General features: G+C 39.8%; 22 protein-coding genes and 2 tRNA genes. 20 read left to right on the top strand and 4 right to left on the bottom strand.

Annotated features, from left to right (window positions below; genetic code table 11):
* Positions 1 to 21 precede the first annotated feature (21 nt).
* Positions 22 to 303, bottom strand: coding sequence for a hypothetical protein (locus C3007_RS07070; protein ID WP_103853783.1), 282 nt, complete (start codon positions 301 to 303; stop codon positions 22 to 24).
* Between the two features lie 20 nt (positions 304 to 323).
* Entirely contained in the window at positions 324 to 530 is a 207-nt protein-coding gene (locus tag C3007_RS07065; protein ID WP_103853782.1) for a YdaS family helix-turn-helix protein, read from the bottom strand.
* Positions 531 to 651: 121 nt separating this feature from the next.
* Here C3007_RS07065 and C3007_RS07060 point away from each other — a divergent pair, with 121 nt between their 5' ends.
* From C3007_RS07060 to C3007_RS06975, 19 genes are all read left to right on the top strand, one after another.
* Positions 652 to 1,332 carry an XRE family transcriptional regulator gene (locus tag C3007_RS07060; RefSeq protein ID WP_103853781.1) on the top strand — a complete coding sequence of 227 codons (681 nt, stop codon included), beginning with the start codon at positions 652 to 654 and terminating at the stop codon, positions 1,330 to 1,332.
* A 20-nt stretch (positions 1,333 to 1,352) separates the two neighbouring features.
* Positions 1,353 to 1,574 (top strand): hypothetical protein, encoded by a 222-nt coding sequence (locus tag C3007_RS07055; RefSeq protein WP_103853780.1) that lies wholly within the window; start codon positions 1,353 to 1,355, stop codon positions 1,572 to 1,574.
* Between the two features lie 31 nt (positions 1,575 to 1,605).
* Positions 1,606 to 2,343 carry a HipA family kinase gene (locus C3007_RS07050; RefSeq protein ID WP_103853779.1) on the top strand — a complete coding sequence of 246 codons (738 nt, stop codon included), beginning with the start codon at positions 1,606 to 1,608 and terminating at the stop codon, positions 2,341 to 2,343.
* Positions 2,340 to 3,155 (top strand): DUF3037 domain-containing protein, encoded by an 816-nt coding sequence (locus tag C3007_RS07045; RefSeq protein ID WP_103853778.1) that lies wholly within the window; start codon positions 2,340 to 2,342, stop codon positions 3,153 to 3,155. The genes C3007_RS07050 and C3007_RS07045 overlap by 4 nt, the downstream gene beginning before the upstream one ends.
* A gap of 506 nt (positions 3,156 to 3,661) precedes the next feature.
* Positions 3,662 to 3,844 carry a hypothetical protein gene (locus tag C3007_RS07040; protein ID WP_103853777.1) on the top strand — a complete coding sequence of 61 codons (183 nt, stop codon included), beginning with the start codon at positions 3,662 to 3,664 and terminating at the stop codon, positions 3,842 to 3,844.
* Between the two features lie 6 nt (positions 3,845 to 3,850).
* Positions 3,851 to 3,921, top strand: a tRNA-Ala gene (locus C3007_RS07035).
* Between the two features lie 275 nt (positions 3,922 to 4,196).
* Complete coding sequence (locus C3007_RS07030) at positions 4,197 to 4,469, top strand: hypothetical protein (protein ID WP_103853776.1); 273 nt, start codon at positions 4,197 to 4,199, stop codon at positions 4,467 to 4,469.
* Positions 4,462 to 4,683 (top strand): hypothetical protein, encoded by a 222-nt coding sequence (locus C3007_RS07025; protein WP_103853775.1) that lies wholly within the window; start codon positions 4,462 to 4,464, stop codon positions 4,681 to 4,683. Before C3007_RS07030 ends, C3007_RS07025 begins: the two co-directional genes overlap by 8 nt.
* Positions 4,684 to 4,692: 9 nt before the next feature.
* Positions 4,693 to 4,863 (top strand): hypothetical protein, encoded by a 171-nt coding sequence (locus C3007_RS11545; protein WP_165779963.1) that lies wholly within the window; start codon positions 4,693 to 4,695, stop codon positions 4,861 to 4,863.
* Positions 4,864 to 5,814 (top strand): hypothetical protein, encoded by a 951-nt coding sequence (locus C3007_RS07020; protein ID WP_103853774.1) that lies wholly within the window; start codon positions 4,864 to 4,866, stop codon positions 5,812 to 5,814.
* A gap of 10 nt (positions 5,815 to 5,824) precedes the next feature.
* A complete protein-coding gene (gene bet, locus C3007_RS07015) occupies positions 5,825 to 6,604 on the top strand; it encodes a phage recombination protein Bet (RefSeq protein WP_103853773.1) in 780 nt (259 codons plus the stop codon).
* The gene (locus C3007_RS07010; RefSeq protein ID WP_103853772.1) at positions 6,601 to 7,218 is read left to right on the top strand and encodes a YqaJ viral recombinase family protein; all 618 of its coding nucleotides are present in this window, start codon (positions 6,601 to 6,603) and stop codon (positions 7,216 to 7,218) included. Before bet ends, C3007_RS07010 begins: the two co-directional genes overlap by 4 nt.
* Positions 7,215 to 7,463 carry a hypothetical protein gene (locus tag C3007_RS07005; RefSeq protein ID WP_103853771.1) on the top strand — a complete coding sequence of 83 codons (249 nt, stop codon included), beginning with the start codon at positions 7,215 to 7,217 and terminating at the stop codon, positions 7,461 to 7,463. The genes C3007_RS07010 and C3007_RS07005 overlap by 4 nt, the downstream gene beginning before the upstream one ends.
* A 243-nt stretch (positions 7,464 to 7,706) precedes the next feature.
* Positions 7,707 to 8,030: a DUF6378 domain-containing protein gene (locus C3007_RS07000; protein ID WP_103853770.1), complete on the top strand. Its 324-nt coding sequence runs from the start codon at positions 7,707 to 7,709 to the stop codon at positions 8,028 to 8,030.
* 30 nt (positions 8,031 to 8,060) lie between these two features.
* The gene (locus C3007_RS06995) at positions 8,061 to 8,294 is read left to right on the top strand and encodes a hypothetical protein (RefSeq protein ID WP_103853769.1); all 234 of its coding nucleotides are present in this window, start codon (positions 8,061 to 8,063) and stop codon (positions 8,292 to 8,294) included.
* Between the two features lie 16 nt (positions 8,295 to 8,310).
* On the top strand, positions 8,311 to 8,529 hold the full coding sequence (locus C3007_RS06990; RefSeq protein ID WP_103853768.1) for a hypothetical protein: 219 nt from the start codon (positions 8,311 to 8,313) through the stop codon (positions 8,527 to 8,529).
* A gap of 2 nt (positions 8,530 to 8,531) precedes the next feature.
* On the top strand, positions 8,532 to 8,861 hold the full coding sequence (locus C3007_RS06985; RefSeq protein WP_103853767.1) for a hypothetical protein: 330 nt from the start codon (positions 8,532 to 8,534) through the stop codon (positions 8,859 to 8,861).
* A gap of 2 nt (positions 8,862 to 8,863) precedes the next feature.
* Positions 8,864 to 9,361 (top strand): hypothetical protein, encoded by a 498-nt coding sequence (locus C3007_RS06980; protein WP_103853766.1) that lies wholly within the window; start codon positions 8,864 to 8,866, stop codon positions 9,359 to 9,361.
* Between the two features lie 301 nt (positions 9,362 to 9,662).
* Entirely contained in the window at positions 9,663 to 9,854 is a 192-nt protein-coding gene (locus C3007_RS06975; RefSeq protein WP_103853765.1) for a helix-turn-helix transcriptional regulator, read from the top strand.
* Here C3007_RS06975 and C3007_RS06970 read toward each other — a convergent pair.
* Both C3007_RS06970 and C3007_RS06965 read right to left on the bottom strand, forming a co-directional pair.
* Positions 9,831 to 11,057, bottom strand: a complete 1,227-nt coding sequence (locus tag C3007_RS06970; protein ID WP_103853764.1) for an integrase arm-type DNA-binding domain-containing protein — start codon at positions 11,055 to 11,057, stop codon at positions 9,831 to 9,833. The two genes, C3007_RS06975 and C3007_RS06970, sit on opposite strands and share 24 nt — an antisense overlap.
* A 229-nt stretch (positions 11,058 to 11,286) precedes the next feature.
* Positions 11,287 to 11,376: transfer RNA gene (locus C3007_RS06965), tRNA-Ser, on the bottom strand.
* Positions 11,377 to 11,611: 235 nt separating this feature from the next.
* Here C3007_RS06965 and mfd point away from each other — a divergent pair.
* Positions 11,612 to 15,046 carry a transcription-repair coupling factor gene (gene mfd, locus C3007_RS06960; protein ID WP_165779965.1) on the top strand — a complete coding sequence of 1,145 codons (3,435 nt, stop codon included), beginning with the start codon at positions 11,612 to 11,614 and terminating at the stop codon, positions 15,044 to 15,046.
* The last annotated feature ends 13 nt before the right edge of the window (positions 15,047 to 15,059 follow it).

Genomic DNA, 15,059 nt, shown 5'->3' with positions numbered 1-15,059 from the left:
CACCGCTGCAACGGTGGTTTTTTATTGCTGTTCCATTTCTTCGATCGCTTTTTTTGCTAAAGTGACCAAGGCTCTGTGTTCATCTTGCGGCACTAACCGCGATTCGTCTTTGACGTGAACGCTCAAACCAATCTCGTCCAAATAAGCACAAACCATCTCAAGATAATTTGATTGGAATCTCCCCAGATTACTTGGATCGATGCCAATTTTTTCTGCAATCTCTTTATTCGTCTTTTCCGACGACTTCTTGTAAATCAAATCCGCAATCTTGCTTGCGTCTTCTGTTAATTTATTGCGTGCCATTGCGACTTCCTTTGGGTAGATTAGGGGTTAGATAATTCATTAAGAATATCTTCAGGCGTGAACTTTCCTTGGCTCGCCTGAGCAAGCAAGGGAATATAACGGGCGTTAATCCCACCACCATTGAGCCATTTGCTAATGGTCATCTGAGAAACGCCACATAAATCAGCAAGTTTTTGCTGGCTACCAGCAATGGTAATTATGTCTAAGATAGTTTTATTAGTAAGCATAATGTTTTAAATTTTTCTAAAAAGTTTTAAAACATATTAAAACATTTGTTTTTGTATGTAAAGGCTAGTTTTTTGATTATTAAAAACTAAAGTTTTAAAATGACAGTATTTGGAGGGAAATATGAATTCATTAGCAGAACGACTAGATTACGCAATGAAAGTGTCTGGCAAGACTCAAGTAGAGCTAGGTTTGGATGTAGGAGTATCTCAAACAGCCATTGGTAAGATACTTAACGGAAAAACACTCAATCCACGTTATCTATTAAAACTTGCAAAAGCCCTTAATGTTTCGGCTGATTGGTTATCAACAGGTGATGGCGATATGGCATTAAATCCTATTGACATACACAATGTTGAGATTGCAGATGATGTGAGCGGCTCTCAATTAGATAACTACATAAAAATAGATATGTACGATATTAAATTATCGGCAGGAACAGGTAACTTGGCTTGGTTTATCAACGATGAAGATCCTGTATTGTTGCGAAAATCTTGGTTTCGTCGATACAACATCAATCCTGATAGCTGTAAAGCAATGTATGTAAAAGGCTCAAGTATGGTTCCCGATTTAGAAAATGGCGATACTGTAATTATTGATACTGATGATATAGACATTGAAGATGGAGAAATTTATGCGGTGTCTTATAAGCAACGTTTATTCATTAAGCGTCTTATGAGAACAGAAAATGGAATTCAATTAATTAGTTCAGCCGAAGGTTACCCCCCTATTGATATTGATGAAAGTATGGAAACCCCCGATTCTTTCAGAATCTTAGGTAAGAAAGTCTGGCGTGGCGGTTGAACGTTATTAGGTGGCTAAAAATGAAAGAACGCGATCAGTTTCTCATTGACTTGCTCAAAGAGGCGCTACGCCGTACTGAATATTCTAAAGCAGAGCAGAAAGAATATTTAGAAGGTTTGCTGAGCGTTGATCCAGCATCGTTGCGGAATCTCGTCACCTGTATGCTATCAATTGAATTGGAGAATCTACATCAGTTTGCTGATGTGGTAGTGGGCAAAGGTGAAGATAAAGGTGGGGTATAGGCTGGGGTTGCCAATTAAGGAAAGGATAGAAATGAGTAAAGTAACCTTCATTCGAGAAAGAATGGAGATGGGAATAACTAGTCCGTTTATTTGCCAGGTTGAAAATGGACAGTGGTTTGTCGTAAAAACAACGGCAATGATGCCAATGGAGCAACTATTAGCAGAAACAATAGGAACAGCATTAGCAATTGAAATAGGCCTGCCTTGCCCTCCATTCTGTTTTGTTGATATACCTAAGCAGGCAAGTGAATACACTTCACCAGAATGGCAACCAATGCTCCCTGCAGGATTAGCTTTTGCTTCCGAACATATTGCCCAAGCAAAAGTGGCCAAAACGGTGCAAGCTAAAAATCCTCGCTATTTCCCCGAAGATTTACAAAAGTTACTTTATATGTTTGACCGCTGGATTCTTAATTCGGATAGAACCGCTTCAAACATAGGTACTGGAAATATCAATTTACTATTTAATGAATGGCAGCAGAAGATTTTTGTGATTGATCATAACCTTGCATTTGATGAATGTGCGACATTCGATGAACATATTTTTGCACCTGCCAATAGAGACTGGAAATTAGATTGGGTTGATAAACAGCTCTTTACAGATAAAGCCATTGACATTTTGAATAACTTTGATCATATTTACCAAAATTTACCTGATAAATGGTTCTTGCTTGATGATGAAAATCAAGAGATAGACGACTGTATCAGCAAAATAAAAACATTATTAAATCGGATTAATGAAGAACATTACTGGGACGACATCGAATGAAACAACCAATACTATATAGCTTTGTAAGGTTTAAGCCTTACTTTGAAACTGGCGAGTTCGTCAATGTTGGATTATTGATGTGCGAGCCTGAAAAACGCCAACTTACTTATCGACTCGTTGCAAAAAATGACAAACGCGTGAATGATTTTTTCTATCGTAGTAAGATATTTGCAAGTGTGCGTGATACGATTAACGAAGAATTACACTACATTACAGAACAAGCATTTGATTTTACACCACAGGAAATGGCGCGCTTTTTCCATCACTATACTGATGTTAAGGAAGGTATAATTCAATATAGTAATGCCGCAGTAGGTTTAGTTGAAAATCCACAAGATTACTTTAACGATCTCTATACAAGATATATTCATCTGTGTGGCGTAAAATCCGATAACCAAGAAAGTATAATGGTTCAACGCTTTAAAGCACTGTTTAGGGCAGAAAATGATGAAATTCTACAGTGCTACAAGGAATATACGGTAGCAGGTGAATTAACAAAATTCAAATTGCCCCTTGCGTTAAAAAATGAAGGTGAAAAAGAAATCCTAAAAGCGGTTAAACCCTTGGCCTTTGATCAAATTGAAAGCCCAAGTATGATTGAACATTGCGATAATTGGGTATCAAAAATCAATCGCGCAGATGAAGAAGGGTTGCTGAAGAAAGAAAACATTCTTTTTACACTTGATACTGCTGACACGGCAAATAAAATCAATGTCCTGAATGCAATTAAACGTACGTTTGATCGGTTTAACATTCGGCATATTGATTGGAATAATAATAGCGATTTGATTGCCTTTGCTAAAAATATCTAATAAAAACCGCCCCAATGGCGGTTTTCTTTTGCCCAAAATCTTGCTTATCCCTACTCAAATCGTGCTTAAATCCATAAGCTACAATCATTTCAATCTGTTAGATAATCAACCTTTCCTTGCTTAACCATTTTCGTGGCGTCGCGAAAATGGTATTTCAGCAAAATTCATTTCTCAGTTTCCAATTCCTTGCTTTTGCATTGTTCAAAAAACAAGCGATCAAACAAAATTTTTCAAATTATTCTTCGTTAAAAATCAACCATTTAAAACATTTGTTTTAATTTAAATGCAACTTTTTAAAACTTTTTGCTTTACATATTAAAACTTAAGTTTTATTATACACCCATCAAAACGAAACAACGTTTAATGCTCTTTAACAATTTAGCCAAAGAAGCTTGCTTGGATTGAACTTAGATTCAATCCGCAACGGTGCTAGGCGGTCGTTAGATTGAAAGCCCTAACCTACCTAGTGAAAAGCAAGTTTTAAACATCTGTTGAAGCAGAAGCCAGTGAAAAACGGTGCAGTTGCCGAAAGTGGAAGCAAACAGGTTCTTGCAGGCTGGGCAAGTAAAACTCCAGTCTATCTAAAACGGCATTTACAGAGAACCAAAATCAGCATAGCCGAGATGAATGTCACGCAAAGAATCAAGGCCGTAATGATTGCGGGAAATGTTAGACAAGTGTCGTTTTAAATAAACGCCCCAATAGCTCAATAGGTCAGAGCAGCTCAATGAGCATTCGGTTGCAGGTTCGAGCCCTGCTTGGGGCGACCATTTATCGCAAGGCACACTGAGTCATTATCTACGGATTATTTTATACCAATCTTCTTGCCGTAGTCAGTGTGCCTTGCCATAACTTTCATTCAAAACCGCATTCTTAGCCACTCGTTTTTAGTCTTTTTTCCTGGTGGCTTTGAGTGCGGTTCTGAGTGAGAAATAGGAGAAACTCATTACGCCCACACGGAAGGCGTTAAACCCCGTGCAGACATAAACAACCTCCGCTTGCCCACTGTAACAGGTGGGCTTTTTTATGAAGGAAACAAAAATGAAAGATTTAATCAAAGCCACTGCCATCACTTTATCTATTGTCATTACCGCACTTTTTGCTCTTGCTTACTTTCGCCCAGCATTAGCAACGGATTTGCAAGAACACTACCTTTCGCAAGATTTCAGTCTTGAGAAAATCGCCCAAATGCAACACCAGGCAAGCCTAGAATGGCAACAAGAACACGGTGATTTACAACCTGATTTAACAGCTGAGACAGAAAAATATCTCATAAATTACACCGCACTTTTGCAGGAGAAAGTCAATGAGTAACACTAACCTCGCTTATGAAGTCGGCGTTTATGCTAATGACGGTGGCTTTCGTGGCTACATCGCCAATCTCAAAACAAATTTAAATATTTATCGCACGCCAGTTTGCCATTCGCCCCGAATGGCAAAAGAAACATCTGAATTTAAAGAGAAAATACAGACGTGCAAACAGCAAGGAATAATGCTCTTTTTTGAAGATAACTTCACAAAATTATGAGGTAACACAATGAAACGCCGCGGATTTTTAAGTGCTTGGCAATGCGATAGCGACCAAGATTATTATGAGCAATTTGAGCAACAAGACGAAGATGAAATCGATCCTGATGATAGCGATAACTTCGAGCCTTGCGATGATGATTGCGATTATTGGAAAAGTAACTGTTATGGGAGAGGGTAAATGGAAAACCAAAAATTTGAGTTAATTATTAGCACTGAAAGCAAGGTGCTTGCTTGCAATATTACCGACTTTGAAAAGAAAGCAGATCAATTTTTATCAACGCTCACACAAACATTTGAGACGGATAATGATTTTGCTCAAGCAAAAGAAGAAGTGAAATTACTGAAAGAGCTAGAGGATAAAACGCGCACGGCAATTAAAAATGCACAGCAAGGCGATATTAACAAATTGCTTGAACAAGCCCAAGACATTGCCGAACGTTTCCGCCAAGCGCGCTTAGAACGTGAAAAACTGGTGAAAACCAAAGAAGCAGAGATTAAAGCAAACATTGTCAATGGTGCTTTTGAGCGAATTTCAGCCGTTAAATCAGGTTTTGAAAGCGATGTGTGTATTGCTCTTGAACAGGTTATACCGAAAGCCACTGTCAAAAAACGCTTAGAAGAAGCCACTAAACGCCGTAGTACCCTTGCTACATTCACAAAAGCCGTGAACGCAGAAGAAACCCTTATCGCGGCAGAAATTGCCGCAGAAGCAGCTCGACTTTCTGCACGTCGCAAGTTAATTCCTATCTCTTATGAGTATCTCTTTAAGGATTGGCTCAATCTGATTACTGGCGATGATGAACTTGAGCCAATCATTCAGACGCGCATTGCCGATGAACAAAAACGCGAAGCGGAAATAAAAGCGAAAGCGGAACAAGAAGCAAAAGCGCGCGCAGAAGCGGAAGCAAACCTTAACGCATTACAAGCCAACGAGAAAACAGAAACCAATGAAAACACGGCGCATATTGAACCGCAAACGCCAGCGCAAGAAATGCTACCTGCGGCAACGCAATTTATCCTCAAAATCCCAGCTCAAGAAATTCCTTTCACAGGAACACTTGAGCAGTTAAGAGAATATTTTGCCCCAGTTAAAGCATTGGGTATTCAGGCAACGATTTTAAAGAAATAAGGAATAGATTATGGCAACCGCACTTCAAACTTTAACTCAAAAATTAGCGAACCGTTTTGAAATCACAGACGGTTCAGACTTAATGGCGACATTGAAAAATACCGCATTCAAAGGCAACGTTAATGATAGCCAAATGACCGCACTTTTAATTGTCGCTAACCAATATGGCTTAAATCCGTGGACAAAAGAGATTTACGCATTTCCTGATCGCAATAATGGCATTGTACCGATTGTTGGTGTTGACGGTTGGGCGAGAATTTTAAATGAGAACCCACAATTTGACGGTATTGAGTTTGACTTAGATGATGAGAAATGCACTTGTCGCATCTATCGCAAAGACCGCTCAAGACCGATTAGCGTTACCGAATATATGAGCGAATGTTTTCGTGATATACAAGGTCCTTGGAAAACCCACCCCAAACGAATGCTCCGCCATAAAGCGATGATCCAATGCGCAAGGCTAGCCTTTGGTTTCACGGGCATTTACGACCAAGACGAAGCTGACCGCATTATCGAAAATCAAAAAGAGCCGATAAATGTCACGCCAAAACCGAATGTGATTGAAGGGCAAGCAGTCGAATTAGCCACATCTGAACAAATCGCCACCCTCAATCAGCTTATTCAGCTCACGAACACTGACACTGAAAAAGCCTTTGCCTACTACAGTGTGCAAAGTATTGAGCAGTTGTCAAAAGCGAAAGCAGAACACTTTATCAAAACTCTTAACGGACGATTAGATGAATCTGCACAAAATGCTGATAACAAAACAAGTGAGGAAATTCCACTATGATAGACGGTTTGATCACCCTTGATTGTGAACAAGGCTCGGAAGAATGGCTAGCCGCACGGCTAGGCATTCCTACCGGCACGGGCATTAAAAATATCGTGTCTAACAGTGGGCAAAAGTCAGCTAGCTGGCTGAATTATCTCGCTGAACTGGTTGCTGAAAGCATTGAAGGTGCAAAGGAAGGCGTAAAAACCGCAGCAATGGAACGCGGCAATCAGCTTGAGCCACTGGCAAGAATGGCGTATGAATTTGAAACAGGCAATGATGTTGTACAGGTTGGCGGTGTCTATCTTAATGCCGACAAAGAGCTAATGATTAGCCCTGATGGACTCATTCCTACCCTTAGAAAAGGTCTGGAAATCAAATGCCCAAAAATGAAAACCCATATCAAATATTTGCTCGAAGGTGGCGTGCCTAGTGAGTACGTTATTCAAGTGCAATCCGCTTTATGGGTAACAGGCTATGAGACGTGGGATTTTGTCAGTTATTGCCCTGAATATCAAAAGCAGCCTTTTTATATTTACACCGCGCAACGTGATGAAATATTAATGAAGGCATTTGATAAATATATTCCCGAATTTTTGACCGCACTTAAATCCTATAAGGAGAGAGAATGAAACCGATTACTAGTTATGCTTTGAGAATATCACCTGAAAATAAGATTGTTATTGTTAAACTCAATAAAAAAGGGTTCATTGATTTTAATTCTGAACCAGAAGATGTAACTATTGAAGCAATTTACAGCGTCATTCGTCATATTGAAGGCGCCAATATTAATAATGAATTAATTACTTATAAAGAAGGGAAAAATGGTGAACTTATCCCAGAATATAAGTTAACGTTAGAAAAACTTGGAGATTAACCAACGCCAAAAACGGCAACTACACGCCACCAGTGCAGGGAGTAATGATGGATTAGATGATGATATAGAAACAACCTTTCTGATTTATAGCTTAGACAATTTAAACAATATCTAAACGATTTTAGACAATCAAGAACAGATTTAGCATTTAAAATCAAAGAGATAGCATTGTTTAAATTAGACGATGTAAGATTATTCTTAGACGATAGCCCTTAAATTAAGGGCTTTTTTTATGAGGCAAAAATGAACACAAACGAACTACTCAACGAACGAGAAAAAACGCACGGAGACTTTGTATCTGGTGCAGAAAGCTTTTACAGCTTGATGAAGCCAATTATTGATAGTCAGCTATTTGAACGAAATAAAGTGGCGGCTTACGCAATGACAATGATACAAGCAAAAGTCACTCGAATTTGTAATGGCAATGAAAGTTTTCCTGACCACTGGGAAGATATTATCGGCTACGCGAGCCTTGCACTTGGTAAGCAATTTGAACCACAGCAAGCGGTAAGTGTGCCGGTTGTGGATTATATAAAAACTCAGAATATGACAGCGAACCGCGAATAAGCGGTTTTTATTGCCTTATAGGAGAAAAAAATGGGGAAAATCATTACTCATACCGTCACTGTCGATGTTGACGTTGATGTAGATATTGATGATTTAGATCTTTCGGATTATATGCCAGATATAACCTTACAAGAGTTTTTCTATCACCGGTGTGGCAACTTAAATTTTGTTGCTATTGAAGCAATGCGGGAGCTGCGAGCCTTGCAAGGTGAAAAAGCAAACCTTATGAAATTACTTGAAGAATTGACTGGTGTTTGTTTGTAGTAGAAAAGGAGAGAGTATGAAGCTATCAATATTTAAGCCACAAGAACCTGACTTAATTATGGGTGATGGTAAAAAATATATTATTTTAGAAAAATCACGTTCGTTTGGTTGGGATATAGTCCGAGAAACAAGATACGGCTTGCCACTTGATGAAATAAAACAAGTACACGCATATCAAATTAAATATCGTGATATTAGTCCTAAAAATTTATTGATTGTTCCAGTGGAGGATTAGTTATGGAAATTAAAGAAGCTTTACACGTACGAGACTTTATTTATCACGGCTTACGTTTTGTCTCGGAAGATTGTCCCCTACTAAAAGAGCCGGGAGATACTAATTATGCACGTTGGGTTATGTCAATGCACGATGTTCCCGCAACCTTAAGTTTTGACATTGAAGAATATGTTAAACAATTCCCTTTATATTGTATGCATAACGGGATTAAACATAAATTTATTAATGTTTCACGATTAGGTGATGTATTTATTACTGATAATCTAGAAAGTACATCTTATAACAAACGAGTGTTAATTACCGACTTATATCAGTTTTCAAAGGAGAATTAATTATGGAACCATTTGATTTAGAAAAAGCATTAGCGGGTGAGGCAGTACAATTACGTAATGGAAAGAAGGCTTATGTTAAGTACCAGCTCCCTAAAGAATTTAATTCAGGATATCCTTTACACGGATTTTACACTACACAAGGTTTTGGTAATGATAGCGATATTAAAGCAGAATTTTCCAGTTGGACTTTAGAAGGTAAATATTATAATGGTCTTAATGAATATGAAAATGATATTATTGGAATGTGGGAAGAGCCAAAGCCTAAAAGATTTATCAATGGTATTGAAGTGCCTGAGTCTGTAACATTGGATACTTTTATCAATGCGAAAGAATATTGGTTCGTAGATTTAGAAAATACTGATTTTATAAATAAAGCTCCATTTTATAACTTCAATTCTGAAAGCCTTAATTTATTGAACCGTGGGCTAGTATTTATGAGAAAAGAAGAAGCCGAAGCAATGGCTAAAGCATTGTTTAATTATAAAGTTGAGACAAAATAAAAATGAATTAAGACTAACAAGCCACTGTAACAAGTGGCTTTTTTATTGGAGATACAATATGGCAGATCTTATTTTTGGTACATTCATACTTACAATGTTAATAGCGGTATCCTTTCCGTTTCAGCTATCGTTTAATACACGATTATCCGAAGACCGATTTTTAACAGCATTATTTTGGCTGGTTTTTATACCGCCTTATCTATTATGGTGTTTTTTACTAACCAAAATAGCTTTAGCTGTTTGGTCTATTTAGTACATACTAATGCCCAGCTAGTCGGGGCTTTTTTATTTGGAAAAAACTATGGACAGAATATTAAGATTAAAAGAAGTTTGCCAAAAAACAGGCTTACCGAGATCAACAATCTATGCAAAAATAAAGCAAGGGACTTTCCCGCCACAATTAAAACTAGGGCCTAGAGCGTCTGGGTGGCGAGAAAGTGAATTAGATTTATGGATTGAACAATGCCAATCAAGTCTCACTTGCTCCCAATAAACACGGTCTTACGGACGCCCTTTCTACAAAATCCCCCCACCATTCAATATATTGACGCTTTTGCTTTTCGTACGTACTGCGATCGTAAGCCGTACGGACTTTGTCGCCTTTAACGTGCGAAAGCAAAGCCTCAATAATTTCCACATTAAATTCATTTTCATTAAGTGCGGTGCTGGCTATCGATCTAAATCCGTGAGCGCATAAAATCCCTTGATAGCCCATTTTCCGCAACGCTTTATTAATTGTCTCACTACTCATATTTGCTGTTAAATCTCCGTTTTTAGGGAATACAAAATCACAATGCCCAGTGATTGGACGCATTATATTCAGGATATTTATTGCTTGTTTCGACAGCGGTACAAGATGAGGGCGTTTCTTACCTTTCATTCTTTCTTTTGGGATAACCCAAACAGCATTATCAAAATCAATTTCTTTCCACATTGTGCCAGCCGCTTCGCTTGGTCTTACCATTGTGAGCAATTGCCATTCTAATAAGCAGCGTGTTTGTAACTGGATATTGGCTTTATTTACCGCCTCTAGGAATTGAGGCAATTTATCGGGGTGAATAGATGGTCGATGTTGAACCTCACCGCTAGGGAACAATTCTTGAATATTTGCCGTTGGGTTAAACTGTATCAATCCTCCATTTACCGCAAAACGCATAATTTCATTTAGCCCCCTAATGACCTTTTTCAGCATTTCAAATTTCTTCTCATCAGCCAATTTTTGCAATTTCATTCTTGTGAAAGGTGCGGTGATTTCAGATATGGGCATATTGCCTAAATGCGGAAATAAATGTAATTCTAGCAATCGCCACTGATCTTTCATTGTCCCCGCCTCAACCTTAGATGATTTCATCTCCCGCCAATCTTGTGCGACACTAATTAAAGTATTGCTTTGCATAAAAATAGCCTGCTCTTTCTGCTTAAAGATATAATCTTGCGGATCAATGCCTTTGGCTAACAACGAACGATACTCATCACGTTTAGAGCGAGCTTCAAGCAATGAAATATCTGGATAACTTCCTAACGAAATCAATTTACGCTTTTTAAGCAAATCATAATAATTAAATCGCCATAGTTTAGATCCGTTAGCTTTTATCAATAAATATAACCCCTGCCCATCAGATAGGGTATAATCTTTCTCTTGAGGTTTCGCAGTTGAAATTTTAGTGTTATTTAACTGTATGATTTGCCTAGCCATTTTTGCCTCTTAGTTATATCACTTGACTTAAAACAATATAATTTAGTGATGTTGTAGTTATATCGTAGTTATATGGTATAACTACAAGCTTAAAGCGGTATAACTAAATGTATAACTAAAACGGCTGGATTTCAATAGACGTTTTTAGACTTCATTAGACATAAAAGGCAAAAATAATATTGAAAAATAAGGATTTTTAGACGTTATGGGATATTGTCGGAATATAGAATGGCGGTGAGAGGGGGATTCGAACCCCCGATGCACTTTCGCACATACACGCTTTCCAGGCGTGCTCCTTCAACCACTCGGACATCTCACCATTCGAGAGTTAGAGCGAGAATATAAAGATTTTATCGCCTTTCGTCAAGTGTTTTTCCCTATCCATTAGCTGAGTGATTAAAATGAGGGCAAATTACTTTTTAGTCTTTTTTAGGGGAATTTAATACTGTGTAAAACAACAGTGTTTTTCTTTGCAAGTTTGGGGATTTCCGCTAAACTAGGCATAATTTTAATCCGTAAAAATAGATGAAAAAAGCACCGCACTTAGCCTTATGATGTATTTTGATTTGAATATCCCAACGCAAGCCAATGATCACAAAATTTTAGCCAATGTTATTGCAGGCAGCGATACCTTAGCCCTTGCCGAAATTGCCCAAAGCCACCAAGGGCTTACCGTAGTTGTAACGCCAGATACGCGAAGTGCGGTGCGTTTATCGAAAGTTTTGGCGGAATTCGTTTCGCAGCCTGTTACCTTTTTCCCAGATTGGGAAACTTTGCCTTATGACAGCTTTTCGCCGCATCAAGACATTATTTCTTCACGGCTCAGTGCGTTATTCCATTTGCAAAATGCAAAAAACGGCATTTTCATTTTGCCGATCAGCACGTTAATGCAAAAAATTTGCCCGCCTGAGTATTTGCAACACAATGTTTTGTTGATTAAAAAAGGCGATCGCATTGTGATTAATGATTTCCGTCTGAAGTTAGAAAATGCGGGTTATCGTGCGGTGGAACAGGTGCTGGAACACGGAGAATATGCGCTGCGTGGGGCGTTGCTCGATCTGTTTCCAATGGGAAGTGCGGTGCCTTTCCGTTTAGATTTTTTTGATGATGAGATTGATAGTATTCGCACCTTTGATGTGGATACGCAGCGTACATTAGAAGAAATTCCTTCAATTCGTTTATTGCCTGCGCAAGAGTTCCCTACCGATAGCAAAGGCATTGAATTTTTCCGTGCGAAATTTCGTGATACCTTTGGTGAAATTCGCCGTGATCCTGAGCATATTTATCAACAGGTGAGCAAAGGCACGCTGGCAGCAGGGATTGAGTATTGGCAGCCGCTGTTTTTTGAACAAATGGCCACCTTATTTGATTATTTGCCTGAACAGACATTATTTGTGGCTTTTGAGAGCAATCAGCAACAAGGTGAGCGTTTTTATCAAGATTGTGAACAGCGTTATGAAAGCCGCCGTGTTGATCCAATGCGTCCTTTATTACCGCCAGATCAGCTTTGGTTGCCCATTGACCAAATAAATCATCAGCTCAAACATTTTCCAAAAATCACCTTGAAAGCGGAAAGAGTGGCGCGAGCTTCTGTGCGTCAGCAAAACTTGCCTGTGCAAGCCTTGCCAGATTTAAGCCTAAAATTGCAACAAAAAGAACCGCTCTTGCATTTGCAACAATTTATGGCGCAGTTTAATGGCGATATTGTCTTTTGCGTAGAAACAGAAGGGCGGCGCGAAACCTTGCTTGATTTGCTCAGTCCGCTGAAATTAAGACCAAAACAAATTGCGTATCTTTCAGATTTGCAAGAAAAGCAAAGTTTGCTGATTTGTAGCCAAGATCGTGGTTTTATTGTGGATAAGGGCAAGGCTTCTCTTGCGTTGATTACGGAAACGGAATTGCTCGGCGAACGTGTGCAACAACGCAGCCGAGATCGACAAAAATCCGTCAATCCTGATACTTTAATCCGACATTTAGCAGAGCTGAAAATTGGTCAGCCCGTGGTGCATTTAGATCACGGCGTAGGGCGTTATGCGGGACTGGTTACCTTAGAAAATGCAGGCATCACTTCCGAATTTTTGTTACTCGACTATGCCAACGATGCCAAGTTGTATGTGCCAGTTAGCTCATTGCATTTGATCAGTCGCTATGTAGGTGGCTCGGAAGAAACTGCCCCCTTGCATAAACTGGGTAGCGATGCGTGGGCGAAAAGTCGGCAAAAAGCGGCGGAAAAAATCCGTGATGTGGCAGCGGAATTGCTTGATGTGTATGCCTTGCGAGAGTCGCAAAAAGGCTTTGCATTTCATTATGATCGCGATGAATTTATGCAGTTTTCTGCCACTTTCCCTTTTGAGGAAACCTTGGATCAAATGACCGCGATTAACGCTGTGATTTCCGATATGTGTCAGCCCAAAGCGATGGATCGGCTAGTTTGTGGTGATGTAGGCTTTGGTAAAACGGAAGTGGCAATGCGGGCGGCATTTTTAGCGGTGATGAATCATAAACAAGTGGCGGTGCTTGTGCCAACCACCTTGCTCGCCCAACAACATTATGACAACTTTAAAGATCGTTTCGCCAATTTGCCCGTGAATGTGGAAGTGTTGTCGCGTTTCAAAACGGCGAAGGAGCAGAAAGCAGTGCTAGCGGATTTAGCGGACGGCAAAATTGATATTTTGATTGGCACGCATAAACTCATTCAGCCTGAGGTGAAATTTAAGGATTTGGGCTTGCTGATTATTGATGAAGAACACCGTTTCGGCGTGCGTCAGAAAGAAAAAATCAAGCAGTTGCGTGCCAATGTGGACATTTTAACCCTCACCGCAACGCCAATCCCGCGAACGCTCAATATGGCGATGAATGGCATTCGGGAGCTGTCGATTATTTCTACGCCACCCGCTCGCCGTTTGACGATTAAAACCTTCGTGCGACAAGCAGACGACTTAATCATTCGTGAAGCCATTTTGCGTGAAATTTTGCGTGGCGGGCAGGTGTATTATTTACATAATGATGTGGCGAGCATTGAAAATTGTGCAGAAAAACTGGCCGCACTTGTGCCTGAAGCCCGCATCATTATCGGACACGGGCAAATGCGAGAGCGGGAATTGGAGCGGGTGATGTCCGATTTTTATCATCAGCGTTATAACGTGCTAGTTTGTTCCACCATTATTGAAACAGGGATTGATGTTCCAACGGCGAACACCATCATCATTGAACGCGCGGATCGCTTTGGCTTGGCACAATTACACCAACTGCGTGGGCGAGTGGGGCGTTCGCATCATCAAGCCTATGCCTATTTACTCACGCCACCGCCAAAAGCAATGACAAAAGATGCCTTGAAACGCCTTGAAGCCTTGGAAAGTCTGGATAATCTTGGCGCAGGTTTTATGTTGGCAACGCAAGATTTAGAAATTCGTGGCGCAGGGGAATTGCTTGGTGATGAGCAAAGTGGACAAATTGAAAGCATTGGTTTTTCTTTATATATGGATCTGCTAGAAAGTGCGGTGAATACGTTGAAAGACGGGCGTGAACCTTCTCTTGATGAACTCACCCAGCGTCAAGTTGAAATTGATTTGCGTATTCCAGCCCTATTGCCTGATGACTACCTAGGCGATGTGAATATGCGTCTTGGTTTTTATAAACGCATTGCAGGGGCAGAAAATACGCAAGAGCTTGATGAATTAAAAGTGGAGCTTATCGACCGCTTCGGGCTATTGCCGCAGCCAGCCAAAAATTTACTACAAATTGCCCAACTGCGTTTGCAAGCCAAGCCATTGCAGATCATTCGTATTGAAGCGACAGCACAAGGTGGCTTTATTGAGTTTTCCCCTCAAGCGAGCCTTGATCCAACAAAATTCTTGCAGCTTATTCAGCAATCCCCTGCGGTGTATCGCTTTGACGGCCCAACGAAATTTAGATTTCAGCGTGATTTAACCGATAACAAAGTGCGGTTGGATTTTGTTACAGAATTGCTTCAAGCGTTACAACCCTAGGCACGGAAATATA

The organism is Avibacterium gallinarum, assembly GCF_002921135.1.
Taxonomy (GTDB): Bacteria; Pseudomonadota; Gammaproteobacteria; order Enterobacterales; family Pasteurellaceae; genus Avibacterium; species Avibacterium gallinarum.
The sequence above is the reverse complement of the archived record's forward strand: the minus strand, read 5'-3'. Positions and strand labels throughout refer to the sequence as shown.